Annotated in this window: 24 protein-coding genes and 1 pseudogene; 7 read left to right on the top strand and 18 right to left on the bottom strand. The window is 68.3% G+C overall.

The window, feature by feature from the left end:
• Positions 1 to 8: 8 nt before the first annotated feature.
• Together tamB and ACPEES_RS12495 are read right to left on the bottom strand one after the other, a co-directional pair.
• Entirely contained in the window at positions 9 to 3,755 is a 3,747-nt protein-coding gene (gene tamB / locus ACPEES_RS12500) for an autotransporter assembly complex protein TamB (protein ID WP_435103828.1), read from the bottom strand.
• Positions 3,752 to 5,482, bottom strand: a complete 1,731-nt coding sequence (locus tag ACPEES_RS12495) for an autotransporter assembly complex protein TamA (protein WP_435103827.1) — start codon at positions 5,480 to 5,482, stop codon at positions 3,752 to 3,754. Before ACPEES_RS12495 ends, tamB begins: the two co-directional genes overlap by 4 nt.
• Before the next feature lie 124 nt (positions 5,483 to 5,606).
• Between ACPEES_RS12495 and ACPEES_RS12490 the strand changes: the two genes are divergently transcribed.
• Complete coding sequence (locus ACPEES_RS12490; RefSeq protein WP_435103826.1) at positions 5,607 to 7,178, top strand: GNAT family N-acetyltransferase; 1,572 nt, start codon at positions 5,607 to 5,609, stop codon at positions 7,176 to 7,178.
• Between the two features lie 255 nt (positions 7,179 to 7,433).
• Positions 7,434 to 7,802, top strand: coding sequence for a phasin family protein (locus tag ACPEES_RS12485; RefSeq protein ID WP_435103825.1), 369 nt, complete (start codon positions 7,434 to 7,436; stop codon positions 7,800 to 7,802).
• Positions 7,803 to 7,861: 59 nt separating this feature from the next.
• Here ACPEES_RS12485 and ACPEES_RS12480 read toward each other — a convergent pair whose 3' ends face one another.
• Positions 7,862 to 9,073 carry a pyridoxal phosphate-dependent aminotransferase gene (locus ACPEES_RS12480; RefSeq protein WP_435103824.1) on the bottom strand — a complete coding sequence of 404 codons (1,212 nt, stop codon included), beginning with the start codon at positions 9,071 to 9,073 and terminating at the stop codon, positions 7,862 to 7,864.
• Positions 9,074 to 9,328: 255 nt separating this feature from the next.
• Here ACPEES_RS12480 and ACPEES_RS12475 point away from each other — a divergent pair, with 255 nt between their 5' ends.
• Together ACPEES_RS12475 and ACPEES_RS12470 are read left to right on the top strand one after the other, a co-directional pair.
• Positions 9,329 to 10,747: an amidase gene (locus ACPEES_RS12475; RefSeq protein WP_435103823.1), complete on the top strand. Its 1,419-nt coding sequence runs from the start codon at positions 9,329 to 9,331 to the stop codon at positions 10,745 to 10,747.
• A gap of 36 nt (positions 10,748 to 10,783) precedes the next feature.
• Positions 10,784 to 12,223: an NAD-dependent succinate-semialdehyde dehydrogenase gene (locus tag ACPEES_RS12470; protein WP_435103822.1), complete on the top strand. Its 1,440-nt coding sequence runs from the start codon at positions 10,784 to 10,786 to the stop codon at positions 12,221 to 12,223.
• A 14-nt stretch (positions 12,224 to 12,237) separates the two neighbouring features.
• On the opposite strand, the gene ACPEES_RS12465 is transcribed toward ACPEES_RS12470, so the two are convergent.
• The 3 genes from ACPEES_RS12465 to ACPEES_RS12455 form a co-directional block, all read right to left on the bottom strand.
• On the bottom strand, positions 12,238 to 13,467 hold the full coding sequence (locus ACPEES_RS12465; RefSeq protein ID WP_435103821.1) for an MFS transporter: 1,230 nt from the start codon (positions 13,465 to 13,467) through the stop codon (positions 12,238 to 12,240).
• Positions 13,468 to 13,617: 150 nt separating this feature from the next.
• Positions 13,618 to 14,883, bottom strand: coding sequence for an aspartate aminotransferase family protein (locus tag ACPEES_RS12460; RefSeq protein WP_435103820.1), 1,266 nt, complete (start codon positions 14,881 to 14,883; stop codon positions 13,618 to 13,620).
• Between the two features lie 116 nt (positions 14,884 to 14,999).
• Positions 15,000 to 16,157, bottom strand: coding sequence for an isocitrate/isopropylmalate dehydrogenase family protein (locus ACPEES_RS12455; RefSeq protein ID WP_435103819.1), 1,158 nt, complete (start codon positions 16,155 to 16,157; stop codon positions 15,000 to 15,002).
• Between the two features lie 150 nt (positions 16,158 to 16,307).
• Between ACPEES_RS12455 and ACPEES_RS12450 the strand changes: the two genes are divergently transcribed.
• Positions 16,308 to 16,676 (top strand): phasin family protein, encoded by a 369-nt coding sequence (locus tag ACPEES_RS12450; protein ID WP_435103818.1) that lies wholly within the window; start codon positions 16,308 to 16,310, stop codon positions 16,674 to 16,676.
• Positions 16,677 to 16,878: 202 nt separating this feature from the next.
• Here ACPEES_RS12450 and ACPEES_RS12445 read toward each other — a convergent pair whose 3' ends face one another.
• Positions 16,879 to 17,724, bottom strand: coding sequence for an MOSC domain-containing protein (locus ACPEES_RS12445; protein ID WP_435103817.1), 846 nt, complete (start codon positions 17,722 to 17,724; stop codon positions 16,879 to 16,881).
• 131 nt (positions 17,725 to 17,855) lie between these two features.
• Between ACPEES_RS12445 and sufT the strand changes: the two genes are divergently transcribed.
• The gene (sufT, locus tag ACPEES_RS12440) at positions 17,856 to 18,407 is read left to right on the top strand and encodes a putative Fe-S cluster assembly protein SufT (protein ID WP_435103816.1); all 552 of its coding nucleotides are present in this window, start codon (positions 17,856 to 17,858) and stop codon (positions 18,405 to 18,407) included.
• Between the two features lie 49 nt (positions 18,408 to 18,456).
• Positions 18,457 to 18,759 carry a hypothetical protein gene (locus tag ACPEES_RS12435; protein WP_435103815.1) on the top strand — a complete coding sequence of 101 codons (303 nt, stop codon included), beginning with the start codon at positions 18,457 to 18,459 and terminating at the stop codon, positions 18,757 to 18,759.
• Between the two features lie 44 nt (positions 18,760 to 18,803).
• Here ACPEES_RS12435 and ACPEES_RS12430 read toward each other — a convergent pair whose 3' ends face one another.
• The 11 genes and pseudogenes from ACPEES_RS12430 to glyA form a co-directional block, all read right to left on the bottom strand.
• Positions 18,804 to 19,262, bottom strand: a complete 459-nt coding sequence (locus tag ACPEES_RS12430; protein ID WP_435103814.1) for a phosphatidylglycerophosphatase A family protein — start codon at positions 19,260 to 19,262, stop codon at positions 18,804 to 18,806.
• The gene (gene thiL, locus ACPEES_RS12425; protein WP_435103813.1) at positions 19,259 to 20,230 is read right to left on the bottom strand and encodes a thiamine-phosphate kinase; all 972 of its coding nucleotides are present in this window, start codon (positions 20,228 to 20,230) and stop codon (positions 19,259 to 19,261) included. The genes ACPEES_RS12430 and thiL overlap by 4 nt, the downstream gene beginning before the upstream one ends.
• 221 nt (positions 20,231 to 20,451) lie before the next feature.
• On the bottom strand, positions 20,452 to 20,985 hold the full coding sequence (locus ACPEES_RS12420) for a DUF2889 domain-containing protein (RefSeq protein ID WP_435103812.1): 534 nt from the start codon (positions 20,983 to 20,985) through the stop codon (positions 20,452 to 20,454).
• 4 nt (positions 20,986 to 20,989) lie between these two features.
• Positions 20,990 to 21,451 (bottom strand): transcription antitermination factor NusB, encoded by a 462-nt coding sequence (gene nusB, locus ACPEES_RS12415; RefSeq protein WP_435103811.1) that lies wholly within the window; start codon positions 21,449 to 21,451, stop codon positions 20,990 to 20,992.
• A 7-nt stretch (positions 21,452 to 21,458) separates the two neighbouring features.
• The gene (gene ribH, locus ACPEES_RS12410) at positions 21,459 to 21,923 is read right to left on the bottom strand and encodes a 6,7-dimethyl-8-ribityllumazine synthase (protein WP_435103810.1); all 465 of its coding nucleotides are present in this window, start codon (positions 21,921 to 21,923) and stop codon (positions 21,459 to 21,461) included.
• 100 nt (positions 21,924 to 22,023) lie between these two features.
• Positions 22,024 to 22,407, bottom strand: a complete 384-nt coding sequence (locus tag ACPEES_RS12405) for a four helix bundle protein (RefSeq protein ID WP_435103809.1) — start codon at positions 22,405 to 22,407, stop codon at positions 22,024 to 22,026.
• Between the two features lie 62 nt (positions 22,408 to 22,469).
• A complete protein-coding gene (gene ribBA, locus ACPEES_RS12400; protein WP_435103808.1) occupies positions 22,470 to 23,600 on the bottom strand; it encodes a bifunctional 3,4-dihydroxy-2-butanone-4-phosphate synthase/GTP cyclohydrolase II in 1,131 nt (376 codons plus the stop codon).
• 23 nt (positions 23,601 to 23,623) lie between these two features.
• Entirely contained in the window at positions 23,624 to 24,283 is a 660-nt protein-coding gene (locus ACPEES_RS12395) for a riboflavin synthase (protein ID WP_435103807.1), read from the bottom strand.
• Between the two features lies 1 nt (position 24,284).
• A complete protein-coding gene (gene ribD, locus ACPEES_RS12390) occupies positions 24,285 to 25,361 on the bottom strand; it encodes a bifunctional diaminohydroxyphosphoribosylaminopyrimidine deaminase/5-amino-6-(5-phosphoribosylamino)uracil reductase RibD (RefSeq protein ID WP_435103882.1) in 1,077 nt (358 codons plus the stop codon).
• A gap of 53 nt (positions 25,362 to 25,414) precedes the next feature.
• Positions 25,415 to 25,933: a transcriptional regulator NrdR gene (gene nrdR, locus ACPEES_RS12385; RefSeq protein ID WP_435103806.1), complete on the bottom strand. Its 519-nt coding sequence runs from the start codon at positions 25,931 to 25,933 to the stop codon at positions 25,415 to 25,417.
• Between the two features lie 10 nt (positions 25,934 to 25,943).
• A pseudogene (gene glyA, locus ACPEES_RS12380) lies at positions 25,944 to 26,165 on the bottom strand (serine hydroxymethyltransferase); the annotation flags it as partial.

The following is a 26,165-nucleotide window of genomic DNA, read 5'->3' as shown; positions in this document are numbered from 1 at the left end:
TTTCGACGTCAGAAGTCGAACGAGTAAAAGATATCCAGCGCATTCGCCACGCCACTCACCGCCTCCAGGTAGAGCTGCTCGCTCAGGTAGTAGCGCAGCGTCAGGGTGTTGGCCGGTGAGAATACGCCGACGCCGTAGCGCACCAGCAGGTTGGGGGCGATGTAGCCGCTGACGGCGACCTGAGTGTCCTCTCCGGTGCCGGTTGCTTCCATCTGGAAGTCCTCGACGCCCAGCTGGTCGGCCAGCGACGAGCCCACGCTGCGTCCACCGAGCAGCCCCAGCCCGAGAGCGGCCTGGGCGACCAGCGCTTCCTCCGAGGGCGACCCGGATCCCGGCGCCCGGCCGGTTATCAGGTAGGTGAGTGCGTCGCCCTGGGCCATGGTCGGCTCGGAGAACACCGTGGCCTCGAGAGCGCCGGGCCGGCCGGTGACCCGAAGTCCGGCAAGCACCGAGTCGACCCGCCGCACCGCTTCCAGACGGATTCGCGGCTCGGCGATGGGACCGGCGAAAATGAACTCGCCCGTACGGATCTCCAGACGTTGCCCATAACGCTCGAAGGTCCCGTCCACCAGGCTGACCTCGCCAAAGGCCTCGGCCCCGTCGGTGCCCACCTGCCGGAGCTGCAGCGCACCGGTGAGGCCGGCCTCGGCGCCGAACCCGCTGAAGCGCACATCGTCGCCGAGTACCAGGTACACGTTGGTGCTGAGCTTCAGCCCGCCTTCGCTGGCGGCGTCTTCCTCACTGTCCTGCTCGGAATCGACCACCACCACGTCCTTGGAGACGGAAACCGCCTGGGCCGGAAGCTCGCGCAGCGTGATACGGCCGGTGGGTACGGACAGACGGCCGTTGACGCTGAGGGACTCGCCGTCATAGTTGATGGTCATGGCCGGGCTCAGCGCCATGCGCACCATCGGCGGATAGGCGACCTCGAGGCCGTCGCCCACCAGTGCGACGCTCGCACTCACGCCATCCGCCCAGGCGACCGAGCCGCCAATGCGCGCGGTGCCCTCGCCGCTTCGCAGCCCGCCGTCGATGTCGGCAGCGTTGCCCTGGACGGTGGCGGTAAGCTCGATATCCTCTATGGGGATAGGCAGATTGGCGATACCGACCGCACCGTCACGCAGCCGGACTTCACCGTCGAAGGCCGGCGCTCGCAGCGCCCCCGACAACTCGCCGTCCGCGGACAGCGTGCCCTCGAGACGCCGTAGCTGTGGCAGAAACGGCTGCAACAGCCCGAGCCGGACCCCGTCCACGCTCACCTGGCCCGCCACGGGCATGCCGGCGACACGCGGGTCGACCCGCGCCTCCACATCGGCAGCGCCGAGCGCCTCGGAGGCGAAGTTCAACGCGAGGTCCGCGCCGTCATCGGTGAGGTCCGCCCGCAGACTCAACGTCTCATAGGCCAGCATCGCCGGCTCGCCGCCCTCGGGCACCGGGGCGCGGATACGACCCGGCGTCGTACGCGCTTCGAGCTGCGCCCGGGGCCAGCCGGCACCCGACCACTGTACCCGGGCACTGGCATCGACCTCGGCGCTCCATGCGACCTGTGGCGGCAGCCAGGGCTTCAGCGCAGCCACCGGAAAACCACTGAGCTCAGCCGTCGCATTGGCGCCCCCCGGGCCGGCCCGCAGGGGCTCGGGCAGGCAAAGGCTCGCGCCGTCACGACGCCAGCAATGGCTGTCGAGCCGGACATCGCGGCTGGACGGGCGCCACGCGAGCGTCGGCGCACCGTCCAGCCGCCAGGCACCATCGGGCAATACCAGACGGCCGTCGGTGAGGCGCCCCGACCATGCGCCGGTGGCCGCCGTGAGTGCGCCGCGCAGGCCAAGCTGCCCGGTCACCGGGGCCTCGCCGCTCACGGCCAGCGAGAGGGCGTGATCATCCAGTGTCCCATCGAAACCGAGACGTACCTCGCCCAGCGGTTCACCGCCACGCGCCAGGCCCGCCGCGCGCAGTCGCACCTCGCTCGCGCCACGCAGCAACTCGCGCACGCGGGCATCGAGCATAAGGCGATCGACACGCACATCCTGGTACGCCAGACCGTCACCCTCGATGTCGGCATCCACCGTCGGCGTGGCCGGCGGTCCGGTGAGCGTCGCTGTCCCCGAGACGGAGCCAGCCAGCCCCGGCCACAACGCAGCCAGCTCGGGCAGATCGAGCCGTGCCCGCGCGTCCCACTGGTCGGCGAGCTCACCGTCGACGGTTACCTCGTCGGGACCGCTGCGAAGACGCAACCCGGAGAAGCGCCACACGCCGGCCGGCGTCTGGGACACACTGCCCTCGAGCGCCACCGGGTACCCCCGCAGCGTCCCCTCGATCCCGTCAACGTCCACGGAAAGCCGCAGACCTTCGGCGGTCATTGCCCCCGAGGTCGCGACCCGGCCGCCGAGCGTGCCGTCCAGGTCCTCGCGATAGCGCCCGGGCTGAAGGCCTTCGGCGTTGACCGTGGCCTGCCACTCGAGACCATCGGCCCAGGCAACCCGCCCATCCGCACTCAGGTTGCCACCCAGCACGTCACCGGCTAGCCGCTCGACCTCCGCGCTGCGCAGATCGCCTCGGGCGTCAACGCGCCAGTCTCCCGCCGGAATGGACGGCCCTTCGACCCGGGTCGCCAGTTGCGCCGACCAGCTCGTCACGTCTCCCTCCGCCGCGAGCGAGAGTGACGGCACACGGACCGTGGGCGCTCCGGCGAGCGGCCACGCCAGCTCCGAGCCCTCGAGCTCGAGACGCCACGGGACGCCCGCCGTGAACAGGCGCGCGTGGGCGTCCAGCTCGGCCTTCACGGCACCGGACAGCGCCATCGTCACGGACAGGTCAGCCAGAGACCCGTCGGCCTGCAGTTCCACCGTCTGCGGGCCAGGCAGCCCGGGCGGTGCATCACTGCGTACCCGGGCGTGCATCGTCAACGCCCAGTCGCCCCCAAGGCCTACTTCACCGTTGGCCTCGATCCGCCCCTGCGGCGTTCGCACATCGAAGGTCTCCACCTCGGCACGCCCGCCCACGGCCTCGCCGCGCACCAGCAACCGGCTTATCGGCCAGCGCTGCCCGCCCTGGACAAGCGCCGCATCAGTAAGCAGCAACCGCGAGACATGCACCGCCAGAGGCAACGACACCTCGGGAAGGGCGAGACGGAAATCCGCAGGCAGCGATGCGCTGCCGGACGACGCGACCGCGGGCTCCTGCCCCGCCCCCTGCGCGTCCGCCGCTGGTGCGGGCAGATGCACGCGCAGCCCTGACAGCTCGGTGGGGGCAAGACGCAGATCGGAAGCCCACAGCGACAGCCCGGTACGCAAACGGTCGAAGGCGATCTCGCGATCGTCGATCCGGGCACGGCTATCACGCATGACCACGCTTGCCACCGCGATACGCAGGGGCACGGCAATCGCCGTGGTACCCGTGCTGTCAGCGGCATCTTCGCCAGCGGCGGGCATGGCAGCGGTATCCACGCCAATATCCAGCCCGCGCGTGGCGAGACGGTCAATGCAGACCTCGCCATCGAGCAGGCACATTGGGCGCCATCGCAGCGTTGCCTCGTCGACGGCGACCGTCACCCCCGGCTGCCGGTAACGTACCGTGCTGACGGTCAGGCCCTGCCAAAGGCTGCCGTCGGCGACACTGAGCTCGAGGCCGCTGACGAAGCGTTCGGCCAGCGCCGCCCCCTGGCGCGCACCGGCGGTGGTCGTCACCAGCCAGGCCAATACGGCGGCAATCGCGGCGACCAGCAAAAGCGCCGCGAACAGGATGCGTCGGATCAAAGCGGTGGTCCCAGAGAGATGTGCAGGCGAAACGGCGGATCGGGTTCGCTCACGCCCCAGGCGAAATCCACGCGCACGGGCCCCACGGGCGAAATCCAGCGAATGCCGACACCGGTGCCCACTTTCATGTCGGTGTCAACGTCGTCGAAGGCGTTGCCGGCGTCGATGAACGCCGCCGCCCGCCAGCTCGGCGCGAAACGGTAACCGTATTCGGCACTGCCGGTGAGCAGATAGCGGCCGCCGATCAGATCACCGTCGTCGTCCTCGGGCGCCAGGGTCTGGTAGCCGAAACCGCGCACGCTGCTGTCACCGCCGGCAAAGAAGCGCAGGGACGACGGCACCGCCTCGAAGTCGTTGGTGGCAATGGCGCCGGCATCCATCCGCAACGAGACCTGGTGACGGTCGAGATACGTACGCAGCAATTTGGTCCCCACCAGCAGCCTCGCCATGTTGATGTCGGAGAGCAGGTGCTCTTCGGCCACTTCCAGGGAAAAGCTCTGTCGATCCCCCCAGTAGGGATCGACACCGCCGCGGGAGCGTGTGCGCGAGAAGCTGATGCCCGGCATCAGCAACAGCGTCTCGTTCTCCTGAGCGCCTTGGGTGAAGTCCTCGTAGAGCAGCCGCAACGACTGCACGCGCTCCCAGCCGGAATCGAAATGCTGCTGACGTCGCACCGCGAGCGTATAGCGCGTGCTTCGGGTGTCCTCGAAATCCTCGTTCTGCAATCCGGTCTGGAACTGCAGGCGATCGTCGAGGGGATCGCGCAGCGGAATGACGTACTCGCCGGTGACGTTCTGGCGCACCTGGGAGATACGCAGGTCCGCACCCGCAGTATGGCCCGCTGCGTTGACCCAGTGACGCTCCCAGTTCACCCGCACACGCGCGCCCTCGTCCGTGGAGAAACCGGCGCCGAAGCCCACGGTATTGGGATCGCGGGCGCTCACCTTCACGCGCACCGGCACCGCCTCACCGGGCAGCGCCTTGTCGCGCTCGGTCATCACTTCGACATCACCGAAATAGCCGCTGTCGATGAGGTTGCGGTTGAGATCGGCGATATGGTCCGTGCGGTAAGCGGTGCCCTCCTCGTAGGGCACGAGCCGCTGCAGCAGATCATCGTCGAAAGGCACCTCGCCGCGGAAATCCACCCGGCCGAGGCGATAACGGGGCCCGGTGGCGAACACCAGCGTCACGTCCGCCCAGCGTTCGGCCGTGTTCACGGCGATGCGGCTGCGCTCGAAGGCTGCATCGAAATAGCCGCGATTGAGGGCGGTACTGCGGAGCCGGCTCTTCGCCGTCTCGTAGGCGCCGTGGTCGAGCACCTCGCCACTGGTTAGTGGCAGGCCGTCGACCACCCGTTGAAAGACCCGATCGTCGCGCCCGGCACCCTGCAGGCGTACGCCGACATTGCGCAGGCGCACGGGCTCGCCGGGCGCCACCGTCGCGACCAGCCGCCAGCCGTCGTCGACGGCCTCGACCCGTGTATCGACGGTCGCGTCGTAGTAGCCCACCGCCTGCAACGCCCGGCGCGCCACCTCCACGGCTCGACGGGCATACGCCCGTGCCTCGCGTTCGCTGCCCACCTCCGGCGGTTCGGCCAGATACGCGCGCACGTTATCCAGCGCGCGCCCGGACGGGCCCTCCACGCTGACCGTCAACCCTGCGCCCCAGACGTCGTGACAGACCGCGAGGCCCACCAGCACCGCGAGCCACCAAGTTCGCCAATCCATGCTCAACAGTATGGCCGATTCGTTGTTCTTTGACCGATTGCGGCACTACAACGCACCCGCGCCGGACGGAACGGTCTCCATGCTATTCTCGGAGTTCCGACCACCGTAAGGTACGTACGTTCCTATGCACGCGAGCGAAGACGAGAGCCCGGAACGCGTCGACACCGACGAGCACCGGCTGCGGCTGCGCAACCTGCGGCTCTCCGACTACCCGGACGTCAAACACATCATGGACCGGGTGTACGCGAATCTCGGCGGTGCCTGGACGCGCAAGCAATTCGCCGCGCAGATCAACCGCTTCCCCGAGGGCCAGATCTGCATCGAGGACAACGGCCGCGTCGCCGCCGCGGTGATCTCCATGATCGTCGATTACGACCGATTCGGCGACAAGCATACCTACGAGGAAATCACCGGCAACGGCTTTCTCACCAACCACGACCCCAACGGCGACGTACTCTACGGCGTCGATGTGTTCGTGGACCCGGATTACCGGGCGATGCGCCTGGGACGACGTCTCTACGATGCCCGCAAGGAGCTGTGCCGCAGCCTCAACCTGCGGGCGATCATCGCCGGCGGGCGCATTCCCGGCTACAAGGAACATGCTGACGAGCTCAGCCCCGTGGAATACATCGAGCTGGTCAAGCGCCGCGAGATCCACGACCCGATCCTCTCCTTCCAGCTCGCCAACGATTTCCATGTGCGCCGCGTCATCACCGGCTACATGCCCGAGGATGCCGCCTCGAAGGCATACGCCACCCTCGTGCAGTGGGACAACATCTTCTACGAAGCCGATCGCAGCCCGCTGGTGGGCGGCCGCAAGACCTCCGTGCGGGTGGGCACCGTGCAGTGGCAGATGCGGCGCGTGAAGACCTTCGACGACCTGATGACCAACGTCGAGTTCTTCGTCGACGCCATGGCCGGCTACAACAGCGACTTCATCCTCTTTCCGGAGTTCTTCAACGCACCACTGCTCGCGCAGTTCAACCAGGACGACCCGGCTGAGGCGATGCGGCGGCTGGCGCAGTACACCGAGGAGATCGTCGAGGCGATGTCGCGCCTGGCGGTGACCTACAACATCAACATCATTCCCGGGTCCATGCCCGTCTATGACGGCACGGTGCTCTACAACGTCGCCTACATCTGCCGTCGCGACGGCACCACGGACAGCCAGTTCAAGCTCCACATCACCCCGGACGAGCGCTTCTACTGGGGCGTCCAGGGCGGCGACTCGCTGCGCATCTTCGACACCGACGCCGGGCGCATCGGCATTCTCGTGTGCTACGACGTGGAGTTCCCGGAGCTGGGCCGGTTGCTCGCTGACCAGGGCATGCAGATCCTTTTCGTGCCTTTCTGGACCGACACCAAGAACGCCTATCTCCGGGTGCGCCGGTGCGCCCAGGCACGGGCGATCGAGAACGAGTGCTATGTCGCCATCACCGGCAGTGTCGGCAATCTGCCGAAAGTCGAAAACATCGAGATCCAGTACTCGCAGACTGCGGTGTTCTCACCGGCTGACTTCGCCTTCCCCCACGACGGCATCGTCGCCGAATCCACGCCCAACACCGAAATGACGCTGATCACCGATCTCGACATGGACCAGCTCATGCAATTGCGCGAGGAAGGCTCGGTGCGCAACACGCGCGACCGGCGCCTGGATCTCTACCGCGTGGAGTGGCTCGAGCAGTCCGGCGAGTGAACGACGCCACTACCACCGTCGTTCGGCCACCGGGGGGTTTCCGGCGAACGGCGGTTAATCAAGGGCGGATGATGTTCTATACATGAATTGCCGGCGGAGTCCGGAATCCAGACCTCGCCCCCGTATTCTGTCCCATGGCTGCGCCCCACGCCGGCGCGGCCGTTCGCTTTTTTTTCGGGCACAGCGGGGGCGCCCCGGTTCGGGACTCCCGGGAAAGCCGGCCACTCGCCCACACGTTCGCCTGGGAGGACCCCGATGCCCACGTCACCCGATACCGAGGAGATCAGCCGGCTCTTCGAGCCCAACCGGCACGCCGCAATGGCCATGCTCAGCCAGATGGAACGCCTGGCGCACCTGCAGATGGATACCACCCGGCGCTGCGCGGATCTGTACCTGGATCAGTGTCGCGCCATGCTGTCCGTCCACGACGGTCCGTCACTGACGGAATTCGCCGAGCGCCAGCAACGTTTCGTCCGCGAGATCGGGGAAGCCGTAACCGACGAGCTTCGCACCCTCGGTGATCTCAATCGCAGTTTCGCCACGGAAATGGAACAGGTAGGCCGCGAGAGCGCCGAGGCGCTGCGCACGGCCGAAGAGAGCATGGGCGCGCAACACACTCAGTGACGCCCCCGGGCGCCCCGGACGGGCCCCGGGGCGCCACCGCCCCGGCGTTCGCCCGGGCTTCAGCGGGGGCCGAGCTTCTGTTCGGCCAGCCAGGGGATCATGCGCTCGAACGCCTGCTCGATCTGATCCAAGGAATTCGAGTAGCTGATCCGGATGGCATTGGTGGTCGTGTCGCCGAACGCATCGCCGGGAATCACGCAGACCCCGATCTCCTCGAGCATCCGCAACGCCAGCTGGGTGGCGTCCGTGTGCGGCGGCAGCGACGGGAATATGAAGAACCCGCCCTGGGGCACGTAGCCGTTGAGGTACGGTGTCTCGCCGACGAGCTGCACGACGCGGTCACGGCGCCGCCGATACTCGGCGACCATGTCGTCCACGCAAGTGCGGTCACCGCGCAGCGCGGCGACACCCGCCCACTGCCCCGGCGTATTCGCCACCGTGGTGGTGAACATGTGATAGCGGCGCAGCTTCTTGATCGCGCCCTGGCTGGAGATCAGCCAGCCGATACGCAGACCCGCCATGCTGTAGGTCTTCGAGAAGCTGGAGATGGACATCACGTGATCGAGATCCGTGGTGCAGGAGATCACGCTGGGGAATTCCATCTCGTCGAGCATGAGGTGGTCGTAGACTTCGTCCGCGAACACGTACACGCCCCGGTACGCCGCCTCCTGCACGATGGCCTCCACCGTCTCGCGGGGATAGACCGCACCGGTAGGGTTGTTCGGCGAGTTGAGCACGATCGCGAAAGTACGCATGCCGATGGCATCGATGACTTCCTGGGGATCGATCTGGTGCCCCTGCTCCGCGCGCGTGGGGATGATCTTCACCTCGCCGCCGTTCATGCGGATGAGCGGCGCGTAGAGCACGAACGTCGGGTCGGTGACGATGAACTGCCGCCCCGGCGCGGCCGTCGCCGTGAGCGCCAGGTACATGGCCTCGGTGGCCCCGGTGGTCACGAGGAAGTTGTCCTCGGAGAGCTCGCGACCGTAGCGGGCGCTGTAGTAATCCCGCAGCGCGGTGAGCAGCTCCGGCAGGCCGGCATCCAGCGTATAGCCCGTCTGCCCGGCACGCAGGGCATCGACGTACGCCTCGACGATGTGTGAGGGCGTCGGGAAGTCGGGCTGCCCGATGGACAGGTGGATGACATCCTCCATCCCGGCAGCCATATTGATCATACGGCGAATGCCGGGCATAGGGATGGCCTGCAGCGACGGGCTGAACATCGGTGCTGCAGTGTGCTCGTACTGGTCCATCTCCACCGGGTTGACCATCGCCGTGCCCCTCTTCAATGGCGTGGATTGTCAGGTCGACGTTAGTCCCCGCCACACGGGGGGTCAATAGCTGATTGCACGCCCGAAAACCGCATATTGACGCGCTTCGCGGGGGGTGGGTAACGTCCGCTGAACGAGTGCCGCCAAAGCGTTCGCCGCGACCAGCGCTCGCGGCGTCCCACCGGCGGCCGCCGCCTTTCCAGCGCCCCGGCCGTCCGGGGTGCGATAACAACCGGGAACTAGGGAGAGGAGCTCATGAGCGGTGTCACCGAGCTGGCCGGGCTGACGGCCGTCGAGATGCTGGAAGGATATGCGCACGGCGAGCTCTCGCCAGTGGAGACGACGCAGGCGGCTCTCTCCCAGATCCGGCGGCTGGATGAGCACGTCAACGCCTGGTGCCACCTCGACGAGGAGACCACCCTCGCCGAGGCCCGGCGTTCCGAGGAGCGCTGGCGCCGCGGCCAGCCCATGGGCGTCCTCGACGGCGTTCCCACCGGCATCAAGGACATGTTCCTGGTGCGCGGCTGGCCGACCCGCAAGGGCTCCCGGGTCGTGCCGGATACCCCCGGCAGCGAGGACGCGCCCATCGTCGCCAGCCTGCGCCGCAACGGCTTCGTGCCACTGGGCATGACCACGACACCGGAGTTCGGCTGGAAGGGCGTCACCGACAGTCTCCTGTGCGGCCCCACCAACAACCCCTGGGACCCGACACGCACGGCGGGCGGCTCCAGCGGCGGCAGCGCCGCAGCGGTACCACTGGGCATGGGGCCACTGGCACTCGGGACCGACGCCGGCGGGTCCATTCGCATCCCCGCCAGCTTCTCCGGGCTGGTGGGCCACAAGCCCACGCAGGGGCGGGTGCCGTTCTGGCCCACCAGCGCGTTCGGCGCGCTGGCGCATCCGGGACCGATGACCTGGACGGTGGCGGACACCGCCCTGCTGATGGACGTGCTCTGCGAGCGTGACGCCCGCGACACGACGCTGCCGCCCAATGCCACCGACTTCTTCGAAGCCATCGAGGGCGGCATTCAAGGCTGGCGTGTGGCGTTCAGCCCGACCCTGGGATACGTGGACGTGGATCCGGAGATCGCCCGGGCCGTCGCGGATGCCGCCCAGACGTTCGCGGATCTGGGCGCCCACGTCGAGGAGGTGGACCCGGGGTTCCCGGACCCGCGGGAGGCCTTCAACGTGCTCTTCTACGGCGGCGCGGCGAACGCCCTGCGCCACTTCGACGGCGAGCAACGCGCCCGGATGGACCCGAACCTGATCGCCGTGGCCGAATGGGCCGAAGAGCTCTCGCTGCTCGACTACCTCGCCGCCCAGAACGAGCGCGGCACGCTCATCGAGCGCACCAGCCGCTTCCACGAGCGCTATGACATCCTGCTCACACCCTGTCTGCCGATCACCGCGTTCGCCACCAATCGCGAGGTGCCGGAGGACTGGGCGGAGCCGCGCTGGCCGTCGTGGACGCCATTCACCTATCCGTTCAATCTCACCGGGCAGCCCGCCTGCTCGGTGCCGTGCGGCTTCACCCGCAGCGGGCTGCCCATCGGGCTCCAGGTGGTGGGCGCGCGCCATCGTGACGACCGGGTGCTGCGCGCCGCCCACAGTTACCAGTGCGCCCGGCCGCTGACCGACCGCCGGCCGGCGCTGTTCGACGACGACACGGCCTGAGCCGGCGATGCCCGGACTCAGGCAGGGAGCGAGACCATGATCGAATCGCCACTGCTGCCCCATACCCAAGGCTACATCGACGGCGAGTGGTGCACCGGGAGCGGCAAGACCATCACGGTGACCAACCCGGCCAACGCCGAGGAACTCGCGCGCATCGACGGCATGAGCGAGCGCGAGACCCTCGCGGCCATCCATGCCGCCGAAGGCGCCCTCGCCCACCGCGCCAGCCGCGACCAGCGCCGCCAGTGGCTGCTGCGCATCGCCGAGGTGCTGCAGGCCAACCGCGAGGAGGTCGGTCGCATCCTCACGCTGGAGCACGGCAAGCCCTGGAAGGAAGCCCAGGGTGAGGTGGACTACGCCGCGGGCTTCTTCCGTTACTGCGGCGAGCACATCGACGAGCTCGCGCCACGCACGCTCGACGGGCATCCCAAGAACGCCACCTGGACGGTCCACTATCGCCCGGCCGGTGTCGTGGCGCTCAGCACGCCGTGGAACTTCCCCATCGGCATGATTGCCAAGAAGCTCTCCTCGGCGCTCGCGGCGGACTGCGCCTGCATCATCAAACCGTCGTCCAAGACGCCGCTGACGATGATCGCGCTGTTCACCCTGCTCCAGCGCGAGCTCGACCTGCCCCGGGGCAAGGTGAACCTGGTCATCGGGCCGGCGGGCGCGATAACCGACACGCTCATGGAACACCCCGCGGTGCGCGTGCTCTCGTTTACCGGCTCCACCGAGGTGGGGCGGGAGCTCATCGGCAAGGCGGCCCCCGGGATCAAGCGGCTCACGCTGGAGCTCGGCGGCAACGCCCCGTTCATCGTCTTCGACGACGCCGACCTGGACGCCGCCACCGATCACCTCATCGGCAACAAGTTCCGTGGCGGCGGGCAGACCTGCGTATGCGCCAACCGTGTGTTCGTCCACCGCGACGTGGCGGAGACATTCGCCAACCGGGTCGCCGAGCGCGTGCGCAGTCTCACCGTCGGTGACGGCATGGCCGAGGGCACCGACATCGGTCCGCTCATCGACGAAAACGGCGTTGCCAAGGTCCGACGTCACATCGATGACGCCGTGGCCAAGGGGGCGACGAAAGTCGTCGAGCAGGACGTCTCCCACCTGCCGGGCACGTTCTCGCCGCCCACGGTGCTGCTGGACGTTCCGACGGAGGCGGTCTGCAACGTCGAGGAGACCTTCGGCCCTCTGGTGCCGATGGTGACCTTCGGCGACGAGGAGGAAGTCATCGCCGCGGCGAACGACACGGAATTCGGGCTGGCCGCCTACCTCTTCACCGCCGACCACGACCGCGGCCAGCGAGTGATCGAACGCCTCCATTTCGCCCACGCGACCCTCAACACCGGCACGGGCCCGACCCCGGAGGCGCCGTTCGGCGGCATGAAGCAGTCCGGCTACGGCCGCGAGGGCGGAATCGAGGGGCTGTTCGAGTTCGTCGAGGTGCAGACGGTGCCGGTGGCGGACTGAACCGCCGCCATGGCTCAGGCGTAACGGACTGCGCTGCGGCGCACCGTTACGCCGGCCAGCACCGAGGCGAGCACCACCCAGGCGAGCAGGAAACCGGCCGCACCGGTAACCGTGACACCAGCGTCCAGGAGACCGCCGAGCAGCCCCGGGGCCAGGGCTGTCGCCAGAACCATCAGCGCCTGCACCAGCGCCCGGATCGCCCCCAGGTGGCGAGTCCCGTAGAGCTCCGCCCAGAGCGCCCCCATCAGCGTGCCGGCCACCCCCATGCTGAGCCCGGCACAACCAAGATACAGCGGCGCCGCCCAGCGGCTCTCGCCGGTGACCAGCACCACCAGCCCGAGCGCCAGCGGTGCAAGGAACACCGCCAGCAGATGCTGGGCACCGACCCGGTCCACCAGCGGCCCGGCGAGCATCAGGGCCGCGACGTGGGTGACCGCGAACGCCGAAAAGCTGCTCGCCAGCCACGCCAGCGTCCACCCCTTCTCGGCGGCGAGGGGCACCTGATGGAAGAACAGCGCCGTCATGATGAACGGCGGCGCCATCACCGCCGGCAGTACGCCATAGAATCGTGGGTCGCGCAGCATGTCGCGTCGCCGCCAGTGAGCGCGACCGTCGTCACCGCACCCCTCGCTCGCCTCCCGTGCGCGATGCGCCGCGACCCGCTCGTCGTGCCCCCGCAACAGCCACAGCGCCAGCGGCAGCACGGCCACGACCAGCACCGCCCCCATGCCCAACCAGGTACCGCGCCATCCCAGCCAGCCCGCCACCGCGACGAGCACCACCGGGAACACGCCTTCCCCGAACGGCAGTCCGAGCGTGGCGATACTGATGGCTGTACCGCGCCCTTCCCGGAAGTAGCGGGCCATGGTGGTCTGCGCGGTATGCATCATCAGACCCTGGCCGCAGACCCGCAGCAGCAGGAAGGCCAGGCCGAGTGTCAGTGCCCCCTGGGCACCGGCGAGTACCAGGCAGCCCAGAAACGCGCCGAGCAGCACGGTCGCGGCGAACCAGCGCAGGTCCACACGGTCGAGCAGCCGGCCGAGCCAGATCAGACTCACGCCGCTGATCAGCGTGGCCGTGGAGTAAATAAGGCCGAACTCGCCGTTGCTGAGCGCGAACGCCTCCCGCATCTCGCCACCGAACAACGAAATGAGATAAGTCTGGCCGTAACCGGATAGTGCGGCCAGCAGAAAGCCGAAACCGAGAAAGCGGCGGTTGTCACGAATGAAACGCAGATAATTCACGCATTCCCCCGAGTGTGCGGATTGCGGCGGACGCAGACGCGAAACGCAAAAGGGGCGCCGACTCCAAGCCAGCGCCCCTGCCTGCCGAAAACGTATTGTAGAGCCGCGCGGCGGGAAGCCACGCGGCCCGGCGGGCAGCCTCGACGGGCCCTAGCGGGTCGCCTTCAGCGCCGCCTCGAACTGATCGATCGCCCAGTCCACCTGGTCGCTGTCGACGATCAGCGGCGGCACCCAGCGCACCACCTGCCCGCCCCAGGCGCCGCATTTGATCAGCAACAGCCCGCGCTTCTCGCACTCCTTGATGAGACGCGCCGAGCGGTCGCCGTCGGGGCGACCGTCACCGTCCAGCATGTACGCGCCCAGCATCAGGCCCATGCCGCTGACGTTGCCGATTTCCGGGTAGCTGGACTGCAACGCCTCCAGGCGCGAGCGCAGCTGCGCACCGCGTTCCCTGGCGTTGTCCACCAGGCCCTCATCGCGAATCACGTCGAGTGTCGCGTTCGCGGCGGCACATGCGACCGCGTTGCCACCGTAGGTACCGCCCTGGGAACCGGGCATGCCGAGCTCCATGAGCTCTTCCGGCGCAGCCATCACCGACAATGGAAAACCGCTCGCCACGCCCTTGGCGGTGACGATGACATCCGGCTCGATGCCGAAGTGCTCGAACGCCCAGTATTTGCCGGTACGGCCGTTGCCCGCCTGCACCTCGTCGAGGATCAGGAGGATATCGTGGCGCTCGCAGCGCTCCTTGAGCCCCTGCATGAAGGCCGTGTTCGCAGGGATATAGCCCGCCTCGCCCTGCACGGGCTCGATGAGCATCGCCGCGGTTTCCTTCGGCGTGCTGCGTGTCTGCAGGATGAGATCCAGCTCCTTGAGACAGAAATCCGCGGTGGTCTGTTCGTCCCAGCCATACCAGTAGGTGTCCGGGAACGGGGCGAATTCCACGCCGCCCATCATCGGCTGCAGGCACTGGCGGATCGGGGCGCTGGAGCTGGTCGTCGACAGCGACCCCATGGTGCGCCCGTGGAAACACCCCTGGAAGGCGATGATGTTGGGGCGCCCTGTGGCGTGGCGGGCGAGCCGCAACGACGCTTCCACTGCCTCGGTGCCCGCGCTGGCGTAGAAGAACGTATCGATGAGCCGCGGTGTGAGCTCACCGAGCTTCTCGGAGAGCTCGAGGATCGGGCGATGCTTGACGATGGCGTACTGGGCGTGAACGATCTCGCCGACCTGGCGACGCGCCGCCTCCACCACCTTCGGGTGACAGTGCCCGGTGCTGAGCACACCGATACCCGAACTGAAGTCCAGGTAGCGATTGCCCTGCTCGTCAAAGATGTACGCCCCTTCGCCGCGGGCAGCGACGATGTCGCTCGACTGTTTGAGAAGCGGCGAGAGGTGGCCGGTATACTGGCTCATGGAACGCCTCCTGGTCGGTTCGCAGATTCCGCGCGCCACGCGGGAATGGTTTGGTCCTGCCTCGGCCGCAGACAGTCACGCCGCGATGTGACTGGGCCAACGACCGGGTCGGCAAGTCAATCAAGGCGCGCACGCACCGCAGCGCCGATCTCGTCGGTGGGCCGCACCCGGGTGCCGTGCTCGGCGAGATCCGCCGCCACCGCCGCGCTCAGTCGCCGCCCCGCTTCGGCGGCGGCCGGATCCTCCTCACCCATCCAGTCAAGCATCATCGCGGCGGTGAGCAACATGGCCTGCGGGCCGGCGCGATTCTGGCCGGCAATATCCGGCGCACTACCGTGGGTCGGCTCGAACATGGGCGGCTGAGAGCGATCCGACGGATTCAGGTTGCACGACGGCGCCACCCCCATGCCACCGGAGAGCACGGCGGCAAGGTCGGTGAGAATATCGCCCTGGAGATTGCTCGCCACCACCACGTCGAACGCCCAGGGGCTGGTGACGAACTTCATGCAGGCGGCATCGACGAGCTCGTGGTGACCGGCGATGTCCGGGTACTCCCGCGCGACGGCCTCGAAGGCCTCGCTGTAGAGCTCTCCCCAGTACGCCAGCGCGTTGCGCTTGGTAATGAGACATACCTGCGCGCGGGAGCGGCTGCCGTCGGGCAGCGTGAACTCGCGATCGCGGCGTTGGCCCGCGGCGCGCTCCGCCGCGCGCGAACGCGCCCGCTCGAAGGCATGGCGGATGATCCGCTCGGCACCACGGCGCGTGAACACCTCGATCTGGGTGGCGACTTCCGCTGCACTGCCGGAGGCGAGCCGTCCGCCCTGACCGACGTATTCACCCTCGCTGTTCTCACGAATCACCAGCATGTCCACGTCCCGTGCCCGCGGATCGGCGAGGAACTGCGGGGCCCCGTCAAGGAGCACGGCGGGCCTTTCACACGCCCACTGGTCGAATCCCTTGCGGATGTCGAGCAGCGGTGACAGCGACACCGCATCGGAGAGACGGTAACGGTCGGGATCATCGCCCGGCCCGGGATCACCCAGTGCCCCCAGGAGAATGGCGTCGAAGGCAGCGAGACGCTCGCGCCAGTCGTCCGGCCATAGTGCCCCGTGTTCGCGGTGCCAGGCGGTGGACGGCCAATCGAAACGCTCCAGCTGAAGCGCCGGGCCGCCATGGTCGGCGAGGCGCTGGAGCGCCGCCACCGTCTCCCCCATCACCTCCGGGCCGATGCCGTCGCCGGGCAACACGGCGACGCGCCATGCCTGTCGCGCCATATTGCGTCTCCACTACCTGAGGTCAACGGGGCCAAGTACGACACAACGATAGCAGACCCGAGCCGACGAGCGGACGATATCGCTTATTGCACTGCAACATCCGGACTGCTATGTTGCATCGCAACAGCAAACCAGCAAGGAGGTGCTGTGATGTACGAAGAGATGACCCAGAAGTTTTTCGACCAGTTCCAGAACGCGGGCGAGCCGATGCGCCGTTTCGCCGAGCTGAGCCTCACGCAGGCCGAGAAGCTGGCCCATTTTCAGCTCGACGCCAGCCGCGCCTACGTGGATCTGGGCATCGAGCAGCTGCGCGCCGCCACCAGCGTCCGTGACGTGCGCGGCCTGCAGGACTACGTCAGCCGCCAGCAGGAAGTGGCGTCCACCGTGGGCCGCCGGCTCACCGACGACGTCGAGACCCTCGCCGGCATGGGCAAGGACTTCTCCGAGGCCGCCGGCAAGCTGGCCCAGGAGAACGTCGACGCCGTGCGCCCCCGCACGTCGGGCAAGGCTGCCGCGTAACCCGCCATCCCACGGGATTCCGGCAACGCCCCGCACATCGCGGGGCGTTTTCTTTGGTATCCCGTACGTTCTGGACCGGGCGACGGTCGCGCCACTCTAACGGCCGGGTCGGAACACGCCACCGCGACGCCCCACGCACCCGCTGGCACCCGCCGACGCAGCCAACGCGCACACCGCCACGCGGCGGTGATGGTCGACCGCATCAGGTTGCGGCCATGCGGTCCACGTATCGCGGTTTCGGCTTGCGCGCCAGCACCTCCACACAGTCCCCCACCCGCACGGTGCCGGTAATCCGGGGCACCAGATGCTGGCCGAAATGCACCTTCCCCGAATCGTCCCGACGAAACCCTGCCAGGGTGCGGAAAGGCTCGCGATCGGCTGCCGCTTCACCGCGCTGCGGATCGACCGTGGTGAACACGCAGCGACTGCAGGGCGCCACCACCTCGAACACCGCCTCACCGATGCGCACCTCGGCCCAGCCGTCCTCCTGAAAGGCCTCGCCGCCATCGATCACCAGGTTGGCGCGGAAGTGCAATGCCGTGACCGCGCGCGCGAGCCGGTCGTTGAGCGCATTCACACTCTCCCGGGAGACGCCGAGCAGCGGAAACCGGTCCGCAAAGCCCAGGGGCTGGTCCGGGCGCCCCTTGGTGGCACGGTGGGACTGGGGCCCCATGAACCCGAGGCGGTAACGGCCGCCGAGGCATTCACTGATCCAGGCATCGGCGTCGTCGCCGCAGGACTGCGCGGCCACGGTGTCCCGCCAGACCGTGACGTCGCTGTAGCGCGGCGCCAGCGTGTCGGTATCCACCGCCAGCGACGGCATGCCGGGAGCCTCCAGCCGCAGGCATTGGCCGTCGAAGTGCGGCTGAATACGCGTCATGGCGGGAATGCGTCGCCCGGTCACGAACCCACCATCGGCATCCGTTACCAGGAAGCGACGATCGCCCATCAGCCCGGAAGGCGCGACTTCCGCCGCCTCCAACGCCATGGGCCCACAGGATTTCACCGGGAAGACATTGATCGCCGAGACACGGGGCGGGAGACTCATCGAGATCGCTCCTTGCGTTGTTACCGCGCCCGGCAGAGTATCACCACCAGTGGTTTCGGCGCCTGCGCGGCGTGCTGGTAGAATCGAGGCATTATCTTGGAGTGGTCCGCCCCGGCGGACAGGAGCGAACCATGCAGGCCCAACCCAACGAACCGGTCGTCTTCGAGCGCGACTGTGATGCCGCGCTGATTCCCTCGGGGGATACCGGTGTGATCCCCAAGGGAGCCGAGGGCATGATCACCCAGGCCCTGGGGGGCAGCTACACGGTCTATATCCAGGGCAACCTCTTCCGGATCGACGGCAAGGACGCCGACGCCATCGGCAAGGAACCGGAGCCGGCCCCCGAGCTGCCTGACGACGCCTCGGACGCGGATGTGGAGCAGCTCGTCTGGGATCAGATGCGTCGATGCTACGACCCGGAAATCCCGATCAACATCGTGGAGCTGGGGCTGGTCTACACCTGTGATATCCGGCGCAACGAGGACGGCAGCCGGCGCGTGGACATCGACATGACCCTTACGGCACCGGGCTGTGGCATGGGCGACATCCTCGCCTACGACGTGCGCGAGAAGGTGCGTCAGGTACCCACCGTGGAGGAGGTCGCCGTGGAGATCGTCTTCGAGCCGCCCTGGTCGTTCGAGATGATGTCCGATGCCGCCAAGCTGCAGACGGGGATGATGTGACCCGTTCGCCGCGAATCGCGGACGCCGCCGACACGCGGAGGATCAGACAATGCGCAAGATGCTGACCAGCGCCGCCGTGGCGCTTACGCTGCTCGCCGGAATCGCCGGATTCTCCGGTGCCGAGCGGCTCGACCGCAGCGTCGAGGCCGTGCGCGTCCAGTGGACCACCGTTCAGGCGCTTCCGCCCGGCGAGCTCAAGCGCGCGGGCATCTCCGCGCTTCGCCACGAGACGGCACGTCTGCTGGCCCAGCACCCTGGCAACCGCGCGGTCCAGCGCTGGCACCATCGTATCGCCCGCACCCAGCAGGCGCTCTGGCGGCAGGAGCGGCGTAACGCCGAATACACGTCGTGAAGGCGGGACGGGACGCCGCCCGCAGACGCGCCCGGACACCATGATCAGGTGACCCAATGCAGAAGCAGGGCCACGGGCACGGCGGCGAGTACGTCATCCAGCATGATGCCGAGCCCACCGGTGACACGACGGTCCAGCAAGCGGATGGGCCAGGGCTTGAGAATATCCAGCACGCGAAACAGAGCGACCCCCGCGGCCACGGTGAGCACTCCCGGCGGAATGGCCCACAGGGCAATGGCGAGCCCCACGAACTCGTCCCAGACGATCGCCGGGTGATCGTGCACCCCCACCGCACGCGCCGTCACGCCACAGACCCAGCATCCCAGCGCGAAGGCGCCCGCCACCACCAGGGCATACCATAGCGCGGGCAAGTGCATCAGCGCCCAGACCAGCGGCGCGGCGGCCAAGGTGCCGGCCGTCCCCGGCGCCCGCGGCAAAAGCCCCACGCCGAACCCGAGGGCGAGCCACTGGCGTGGGTCACGAAGGTGAAAGACCGCCTTCATTCCCCGTCTCCGGAGAAGTGCTGGTAGCCAGTGCGGGGTATGGCCAGGCGCCGGCCGTGGGTGTCGTGCACCGCGACACCGGCCGGTCCCTCGACGACCTCACCGATCCGGGTAACCGGCGTTGCCGCTGCATCGGCGGCCGCACGCACCTGATCGGCTGCCGACGCAGGCGCCGTGAAAAGCAGCTCGTAATCATCCCCGCCGCTCAGAGCGTAATCCCGCGCAGCGGTGCCGCCCACGCTCGCCAGGGCCGGCGAGACCGGCAGACACTCCACGCAGACGCGGATCGCCACCGCACTGCGCGCGCTCAGGTGGCCGGCGTCGGCGAGCAGGCCATCGGAGATGTCCACCGCGGCACTCGCGACACCGCGCAGTGAACGCCCCAGGGCGACGCGCGGCTCGGGCCAGTGCAGGCGGGCGACCAGCGCTTCCACCGCCTCGCCGCTGCGCTGGCCGTTCTGCCAGAGCGTCAGGCCGGCGGCAGCCTCACCGGGAATACCGGATACCCAGAGGTCATCGCCGACGCGGGCGCCGTCGCGGCGCATCGGCCGCTCCACTTGGCCGGCCACGAACACGGAGGCCGTGATGCGCCCGCCACGCGTGGTATCCCCGCCGACCAGGGCCACCCCGTGCGCGCGGGCGAGACCGTCGAGGCCGTCGCGCAGGTCGGCGAGCCAGGATTCGTCCACATTCCGCAGCGTGAGCGCCAGTAACGCCCACGCGGGCGCCGCCCCCATGGCAGCGAGGTCGCTGAGATTCACCGCCAGCAGCTTGTGGCCAATGCTCCGTGGGGGGGCGTCCGCAGGAAAATGGACATCCTCTATGAGTGTGTCCACCGCCAGCGCGAGGGTCCCGCCACCGGCCTGCACCAGTGCGGCATCATCGCCGATGCCAAGGGACACGTCCTCACGGATCGCGCCCAGCCCGCTGAAATAGCGCTCGATGAGGCCAAACTCGCTGAGGGGCATAGGGGGTCTCGGTCGCTGAGCAGATGATGGCGCCGGCAGTTGCCAATCTTCTCAGAGGTATTGTCATGCGTCAGCCGGTCTGTGCGCCGATGGGGCCCGGTGGCGGCATTGCGCTCGCTTGACGTGACCCGGCCACGCCGGCGCGAGCGCGCCTTGCCCCCGAACCGCTGTGGCGCTCTGACACATGACAATACCGCTGAGAAGATCAGTACCAGCGGAATTCACGAATCCCCGCGAAACCATTCCGGGTAGAGCGTCCCGATGGCCTCGCCGCCGGCACGCCAGCCGTGGCACGTATCGAGCAACGCCGGGCGCCGGCTGCGAACACGGCGTTCGGGATAGATGCTCTGGAACGCTGTGGTGGCCAGCGGCCGCAGGAGCTCGAAGAGGTGGGTGCAGCCCGCCACCCCACCGACCCGTTCGCGCACCATCTCCATCCAGCCCGGGGCGATGCGCATTCCCACCAGGGACTCGAATGCCCGCGCCGCCCCCGGGCAGTCGGGAAACGGCGTCGCGTCCATGCTCGCGGCCACCTCACGGATCACGAGCCGTTCGTCCAGGGCGACGCGCAGCGCCATGTCGTGGACCGGCTCACCGGGTGACAGCTCGCCGCGCAGACGCAGGTGAAACGTCTCGGCCTTGGTGTCGACCAACGCCGCTTCCAGTTCCCAGAGCCCGTCGTCACGGCGGTAGGCGTGCACATCCACGCGGCGGTGGTGCACGGGCCGGCGCGGTGCGGGGGGTGGCAACGGCACCGTATCAGCCCCCGTCCCGCTCCAGCTCGGCGCGCCGCAGCTCGCTCTCGTGGCCCACACGGTCGAGCACGCCGTTGATGAAGCGATGGCTCTGCTCGGCGCCGAAACTCTTGGCGAGCTCCACCGCCTCGTTGAGGACTACCCGGTAGGGTACCTCCATGCGTTCCAGCAGTTCGTAGGCGCCGAGCCTGAGGATTGCCTTTTCCACCGGGTCCAGGGTGGCGAAGGGGCGGTCAAGGTGCGGATCGATGACGGCGTCGAGACGCGAGACACTCGCGGGCACGCCATGCACCAGCGCGGAGAAGTAGTCCAGGTCGATACGACCCATGCTGTACTCCTCCAGGAACTGGCGCTCGATCGTGGCCAGGTCCTGGCCGGCCACCTGCCACTGGTAGATGGCCTGCAGCGCGCGCCGGCGCGCGCGGCTGCGCCGGCGATAGTCCTGGCGGGTGGTATTCGGGCTCATCGACGCCTCAGTCCAGACGACGCAGGAGGTTGATCATCTCCAGCGCCGACAGCGCCGCCTCGGCGCCCTTGTTGCCTGCCTTGGTGCCGGCACGCTCGATGGCCTGCTCGATGCTGTCGGTGGTGAGCACCCCGAAAATCACCGGCAGGTCGGCCCCCATCTGCACCTGCGCCAGCCCCTTGGCGCACTCCCCGGCGACATAGTCGAAGTGAGGCGTGCCACCGCGAATCACACAGCCGAGCGCGACCACGGCATCGTAGTCACCCCGGCGGGCGAGACGCTGCGCGGCCAGCGGCATCTCCCAGGCTCCGGGAACGCGCACCATGTCGATGCGCGACTCGTCCACGCCGTGGCGACACAGCGTATCCACGGCCCCCTCGACCAGCCGGTCGACGATGAATGCATTGAACCGCGACGCCACCAGGGCGATGCGGGGGTTGTTGGCGGTGAAGTCGCCCTCGAGAGTATTCATGTGCGTGGCGCTCGAATAGTTGCTGTCACGAATAAAGTTGCAAGTTCAAAGGAGCAAGTTCAACGTCCGGTTCGACCAAACGTGACAGACCACCCTACCCTTACGGGCTCCCCGCACGGCAGTCGTCCCGGAGATAGCGAAGCAGCCCGGCCACGACCCGGCTGACCTCTAACGCCTGACTCAAGAGCTCGTCGGCAGCGAACGGGTCAATGACACCCAGGTCGCGAGCAAGGCGTAACTGCGCCCGAGCCTCGCCTGCGGAGCCGCGGGCAATGCTCAGGAAATGCGCGAATTCTCGCCGTGAACCGCGCTCGAATCCCTCTGCAATGTTGCTTACCACAGACACTGAAGCTCGTCTCAACTGGCGACTCAAGTCCCAATCTCTGGACAAAGCTCCCGTGCGTGTCTGCTCATAGACCGCCAGAGCGAACGCATGCGCCTTTCTCCAGGCAATCAGGTCCTCGAATGTCCGCTTCCGGCGCACACCGTCCTCCCTGAGCGGATGCGCACTTTAAACTTTACGCTTGAAACTTTGTAGCGTCCCGTCTACCGCTCGGGCTCGATGTACTCCACGACCTCCATCCCGAACCCGGACAGTCCGTGCATGCGCTTGGGCGAGGACAGCACGCGCATGCGGCGCACGCCCAGGTCGGTGAGGATCTGGGCGCCCACGCCGTAGGTGCGCAGGTCCTGGCTGCTCTGGCCCTCGCCCTTGGCGAACCCATCGTCGGTGTAACCGGCCTGCAGGCGCTGGTAGTCGCGCATGCGCGCGAGCACGTCGCCGGCGTCGCCGGGACGGCGGAGCATCACCACCACGCCGGTCTCCTCGCGGCCGAGCTGTTCCAGCGCCGGCCGCAGGGGCCAGCTCTGCTCCAGACCCGTGGCGCCGAACAGGTCGGAGAGGGTGTTCTCGATGTGCACGCGCACCAGCACCGGCTCCTCCGGCATCGGGCGGCCGCGCACCAGCGCGAAATGCAGCGCGCCGTCGACCACGTCCTGATAGGCATAGAGGTGGAAGCGACCGTATTCCGTGGGCAGCTCGCATTCGGCGACACGCTCGACGGTGCGCTCGTTGCGCACGCGGTAGGCGATGAGATCGGCGATGGTGCCGATCTTCAGCCCGTGCTCGCGGGCGAACGCCATGAGATCGTCGCGCCGCGCCATGCTGCCGTCCTCGTTGAGAACCTCGACGATCACCGACGATGGCTCGAAACCGGCGAGCCGTGCGAAATCGCAGCCCGCCTCGGTGTGACCCGCCCGGGTGAGCACGCCGCCCGGCTGAGCCATCAGCGGGAAGACATGCCCGGGCTGGACGATGTCCTCGGGGCGGGCGTGGGGGGCCACCGCCGCCTGCACGGTGCGCGCGCGGTCCGCCGCAGAGATGCCGGTGCTCACGCCGCGCGCCGCTTCGATAGACAGCGTGAAGTTGGTGCCGTGCTGGTCGCCCGTCTCGTTGACCATCAGCGGCAGGCGCAGCTGCTCGCAGCGCTCGCGGGTCAGCGTCAGACAGATCAGGCCACGGCCATAGCGCGCCATGAAGTTGATGTCGTCGGGACGCACCATCGAGGCGGCCATCAGCAGGTCACCCTCGTTCTCGCGGTCCTCGTCGTCCATGATCACCACCATGCGCCCGTCGCGCAGGTCCTCGATGATCTCCTCGGTGGTGTTGAAACCCATACTGCTGTTCTCCCACTGTCCGCTCAGCCGGCATCGAAGCCGTGACGAGCCAGGAATTCCCGCGTGATGCCGCTATCCTCGCCGTCGACCGCGCCGGTCATCAGCCGCTCCAGGTAGCGCGCGATCACGTCCACCTCCAGGTTGACGCGATCACCGCCGCGACGTGCGCCCAGGGTGGTCACAGCTGTGGTGTGCGGCACGATGTTCACCTCGAACTCCGCGCCCTCGACGACGTTGACCGTGAGACTCACGCCATCGATACAGATCGAGCCCTTCTCGGCGATGTAGCGCGCCAGCCGCGCCGGCGCCCGGAAGCGCCAGCGCTCCGAACGCCCCTCGGGCCGGCGCCAGAGCACTTCGCCGACCCCGTCGACATGGCCGCTGACGAGGTGCCCGCCAAGTGGTGTGGCAAGCGTGAGCGCTTTCTCGAGGTTCACCCGGTCGCCGGCAGCGAGATCCCCCAGCCCCGTACGCTCGAGGCTTTCCGAGGAAACATCCGCCTCGAAAACGTCCCCGTCGAGGCGCACGGCGGTCAGGCAGCAGCCGTTCACCGCGATGCTATCGCCAACCGCGACGTCGTCGACGATACCGAGCTCCGGTGCGGCGATGGTCAGGCGCTGGCCACCATCGGCGGACGTCATGCCCCGGATCTCGCCGATACACTGGACTATGCCCGTGAACATGTCAGTCCCCTCCATTCGGCGCCAGTACGAGACGCAAATCCTCTCCTACCTGCCGCGTGTCGGTCACGCGCACGGCAAGCCGGTCGGCCATTCGCTCCAGCCCGGGCAGGGCCAGCAGCGGGCGGGCGGCGTCGCCCATGAGGTGCGGAGCCAGGTAGACGATCACTTCGTCGGCGAGCCCCTCGGCCACCATCGCCCCTGACAGGGTCGGACCCGCCTCCACCATGACCTCGTTGATTTCGTCGCGGGCGAGTGCCGCGAGCACCGCCGGCAGAGCCACGCGCCCCTGCGGCCCCGGCGGCAGTGGTTGCACGGTGACGCCGGCGCGCTCGAGCGCTTGCACGCGGGCGTCATCCGGCCAGCTGCAGAACGCCGTCACGCCCCCCCCATCAGTGACCAGGCGGGCGCTTTCGGGCAGGCGCAGCCGTGGATCGAGCACATAGCGGCGAGGCTGGCGAACCTCGGCGTCGACATCCCGCGCGGTGAGCTGCGGGTCATCGTGGAGCACCGTGCCGATACCGGTGAGCATGGCGCTGCTGCGTGCGCGCAGGCGGTGAACATCGCGCCGCGCGGCGGCACCGGTGATCCAGCGGCTCTCGCCGGAAGCCATGGCGGTGCGACCATCGAGGCTCGCGGCGAGCTTCACCCGCACCCAGGGCATGCCCTCGCGCATGCGCCTGAGAAATCCGGCATTGATCGCGTTCGCCTCCTCGGCGAGCACACCGGCAGCCGTCGCCACACCGGCATCGCTCAGGCGCGCCAGCCCGCCGCCGGCGACCGCGGGATTGGGATCCTCGACGGCAGCGACCACCCGCGACACCCCGGCCGCCACCAGGGCATCGGCGCAAGGCGGTGTCCGGCCGTGGTGAGCGCAGGGTTCCAGCGTGACGTAAGCGGTTGCCCCACGCGCGGCATCGCCGGCCGCCGCCAGGGCGTTGATCTCGGCGTGGGGCTCGCCGGCGCGCCGATGCCACCCCTGCCCGATCAGGTCGTTACCGCGCACGAGCACGCAACCCACGCGCGGATTGGGGTCCGTGGTATACAGTCCACGCCGCGCCAGGCGCAGGGCGCGAGCCATCCAGGCATGATCGGCCGCGGTGATGTCATTCACGACTCGCCCACCCGTCGCGCTCACCCCTTATCGTCGGCGTCGTCGTCCGGCAGCAGCCCGAGCTGGCTGCGTCGTGCCTGCTCGGAAGGCAGGCTCTCCAGGCCTTCGATGACCTCACGGAAAGCGCTCACGTCCTGGAAGCTGCGGTACACCGAAGCGAAGCGCACGTAGGCAACCTGGTCGAGCTCGCGCAGCTCTTCCATCACCCACTCGCCGATCTGGCTCGCCGGCACCTCACGCTCGCCGGAAGACTGAATGCGCTTGCGGATACGGCTGATCGCCGCCTCGATGGCCTCGGTGGCCACCGGACGCTTCTCCAGCGCCCGCGACAGACCGGTGCGGAGCTTGTCGTCCGAGAACGGCACACGGCTGCCATCGCGCTTTACCACGCGTGGCATCAGCAGCTCGGCGCTCTCGTAGGTCGTGAACCGCTCAGCGCAGGCGCTGCACTCGCGGCGACGGCGAACCTGGTCGCCGTCGCTCGCGAGCCGCGAGTCGATCACCCGCGTTTCCTGCGCCTGGCAGAACGGGCAACGCATGGTTACCGACTCAGCCGTGCCCGTAGACGGGGAAGCGCTTGCAGATGTCGAGCACCTGGTTGCGCACGCGCTCGACCACCGCCTCGTCGCCGAGGTTGTCGAGCACATCGCAGACCCAGCCGGCGAGCTCGCGCGCCTCGGCCTCGCCGAAGCCGCGGGTGGTGATCGCCGGCGTGCCGATGCGCAGCCCCGAGGTGACGAACGGCGACTGCGGGTCGTTGGGCACGGTGTT

Origin of the sequence: Arhodomonas sp. AD133 (assembly GCF_051195215.1) — a bacterium.
GTDB lineage: Bacteria > Pseudomonadota > Gammaproteobacteria > Nitrococcales > Nitrococcaceae > Arhodomonas.
Note: the sequence above shows the minus strand (reverse complement) of the source record. Positions and strands in the feature narration are given on the sequence as shown.

Excerpts from the sequence above, each read along its gene's own strand:
- ACPEES_RS12495 (WP_435103827.1), bottom strand. The coding sequence starts at position 5,482 with ATGGATTGGCGAACTTGGTGGCTCGCGGTGCTGGTGGGCCTCGCGGTC.
- ACPEES_RS12490 (WP_435103826.1), top strand. The coding sequence starts at position 5,607 with ATGCACGCGAGCGAAGACGAGAGCCCGGAACGCGTCGACACCGACGAG.
- ACPEES_RS12485 (WP_435103825.1), top strand. The coding sequence starts at position 7,434 with ATGCCCACGTCACCCGATACCGAGGAGATCAGCCGGCTCTTCGAGCCC.
- ACPEES_RS12480 (WP_435103824.1), bottom strand. The coding sequence starts at position 9,073 with ATGGTCAACCCGGTGGAGATGGACCAGTACGAGCACACTGCAGCACCG.
- ACPEES_RS12475 (WP_435103823.1), top strand. The coding sequence starts at position 9,329 with ATGAGCGGTGTCACCGAGCTGGCCGGGCTGACGGCCGTCGAGATGCTG.
- ACPEES_RS12470 (WP_435103822.1), top strand. The coding sequence starts at position 10,784 with ATGATCGAATCGCCACTGCTGCCCCATACCCAAGGCTACATCGACGGC.
- ACPEES_RS12460 (WP_435103820.1), bottom strand. The coding sequence starts at position 14,883 with ATGAGCCAGTATACCGGCCACCTCTCGCCGCTTCTCAAACAGTCGAGC.
- ACPEES_RS12455 (WP_435103819.1), bottom strand. The coding sequence starts at position 16,157 with ATGGCGCGACAGGCATGGCGCGTCGCCGTGTTGCCCGGCGACGGCATC.
- ACPEES_RS12450 (WP_435103818.1), top strand. The coding sequence starts at position 16,308 with ATGTACGAAGAGATGACCCAGAAGTTTTTCGACCAGTTCCAGAACGCG.
- ACPEES_RS12445 (WP_435103817.1), bottom strand. The coding sequence starts at position 17,724 with ATGAGTCTCCCGCCCCGTGTCTCGGCGATCAATGTCTTCCCGGTGAAA.
- sufT (WP_435103816.1), top strand. The coding sequence starts at position 17,856 with ATGCAGGCCCAACCCAACGAACCGGTCGTCTTCGAGCGCGACTGTGAT.
- ACPEES_RS12435 (WP_435103815.1), top strand. The coding sequence starts at position 18,457 with ATGCGCAAGATGCTGACCAGCGCCGCCGTGGCGCTTACGCTGCTCGCC.
- ACPEES_RS12430 (WP_435103814.1), bottom strand. The coding sequence starts at position 19,262 with ATGAAGGCGGTCTTTCACCTTCGTGACCCACGCCAGTGGCTCGCCCTC.
- thiL (WP_435103813.1), bottom strand. The coding sequence starts at position 20,230 with ATGCCCCTCAGCGAGTTTGGCCTCATCGAGCGCTATTTCAGCGGGCTG.
- nusB (WP_435103811.1), bottom strand. The coding sequence starts at position 21,451 with ATGAGCCCGAATACCACCCGCCAGGACTATCGCCGGCGCAGCCGCGCG.
- ribH (WP_435103810.1), bottom strand. The coding sequence starts at position 21,923 with ATGAATACTCTCGAGGGCGACTTCACCGCCAACAACCCCCGCATCGCC.
- ribBA (WP_435103808.1), bottom strand. The coding sequence starts at position 23,600 with ATGGGTTTCAACACCACCGAGGAGATCATCGAGGACCTGCGCGACGGG.
- ACPEES_RS12395 (WP_435103807.1), bottom strand. The coding sequence starts at position 24,283 with ATGTTCACGGGCATAGTCCAGTGTATCGGCGAGATCCGGGGCATGACG.
- ribD (WP_435103882.1), bottom strand. The coding sequence starts at position 25,361 with ATGGCTCGCGCCCTGCGCCTGGCGCGGCGTGGACTGTATACCACGGAC.
- nrdR (WP_435103806.1), bottom strand. The coding sequence starts at position 25,933 with ATGCGTTGCCCGTTCTGCCAGGCGCAGGAAACGCGGGTGATCGACTCG.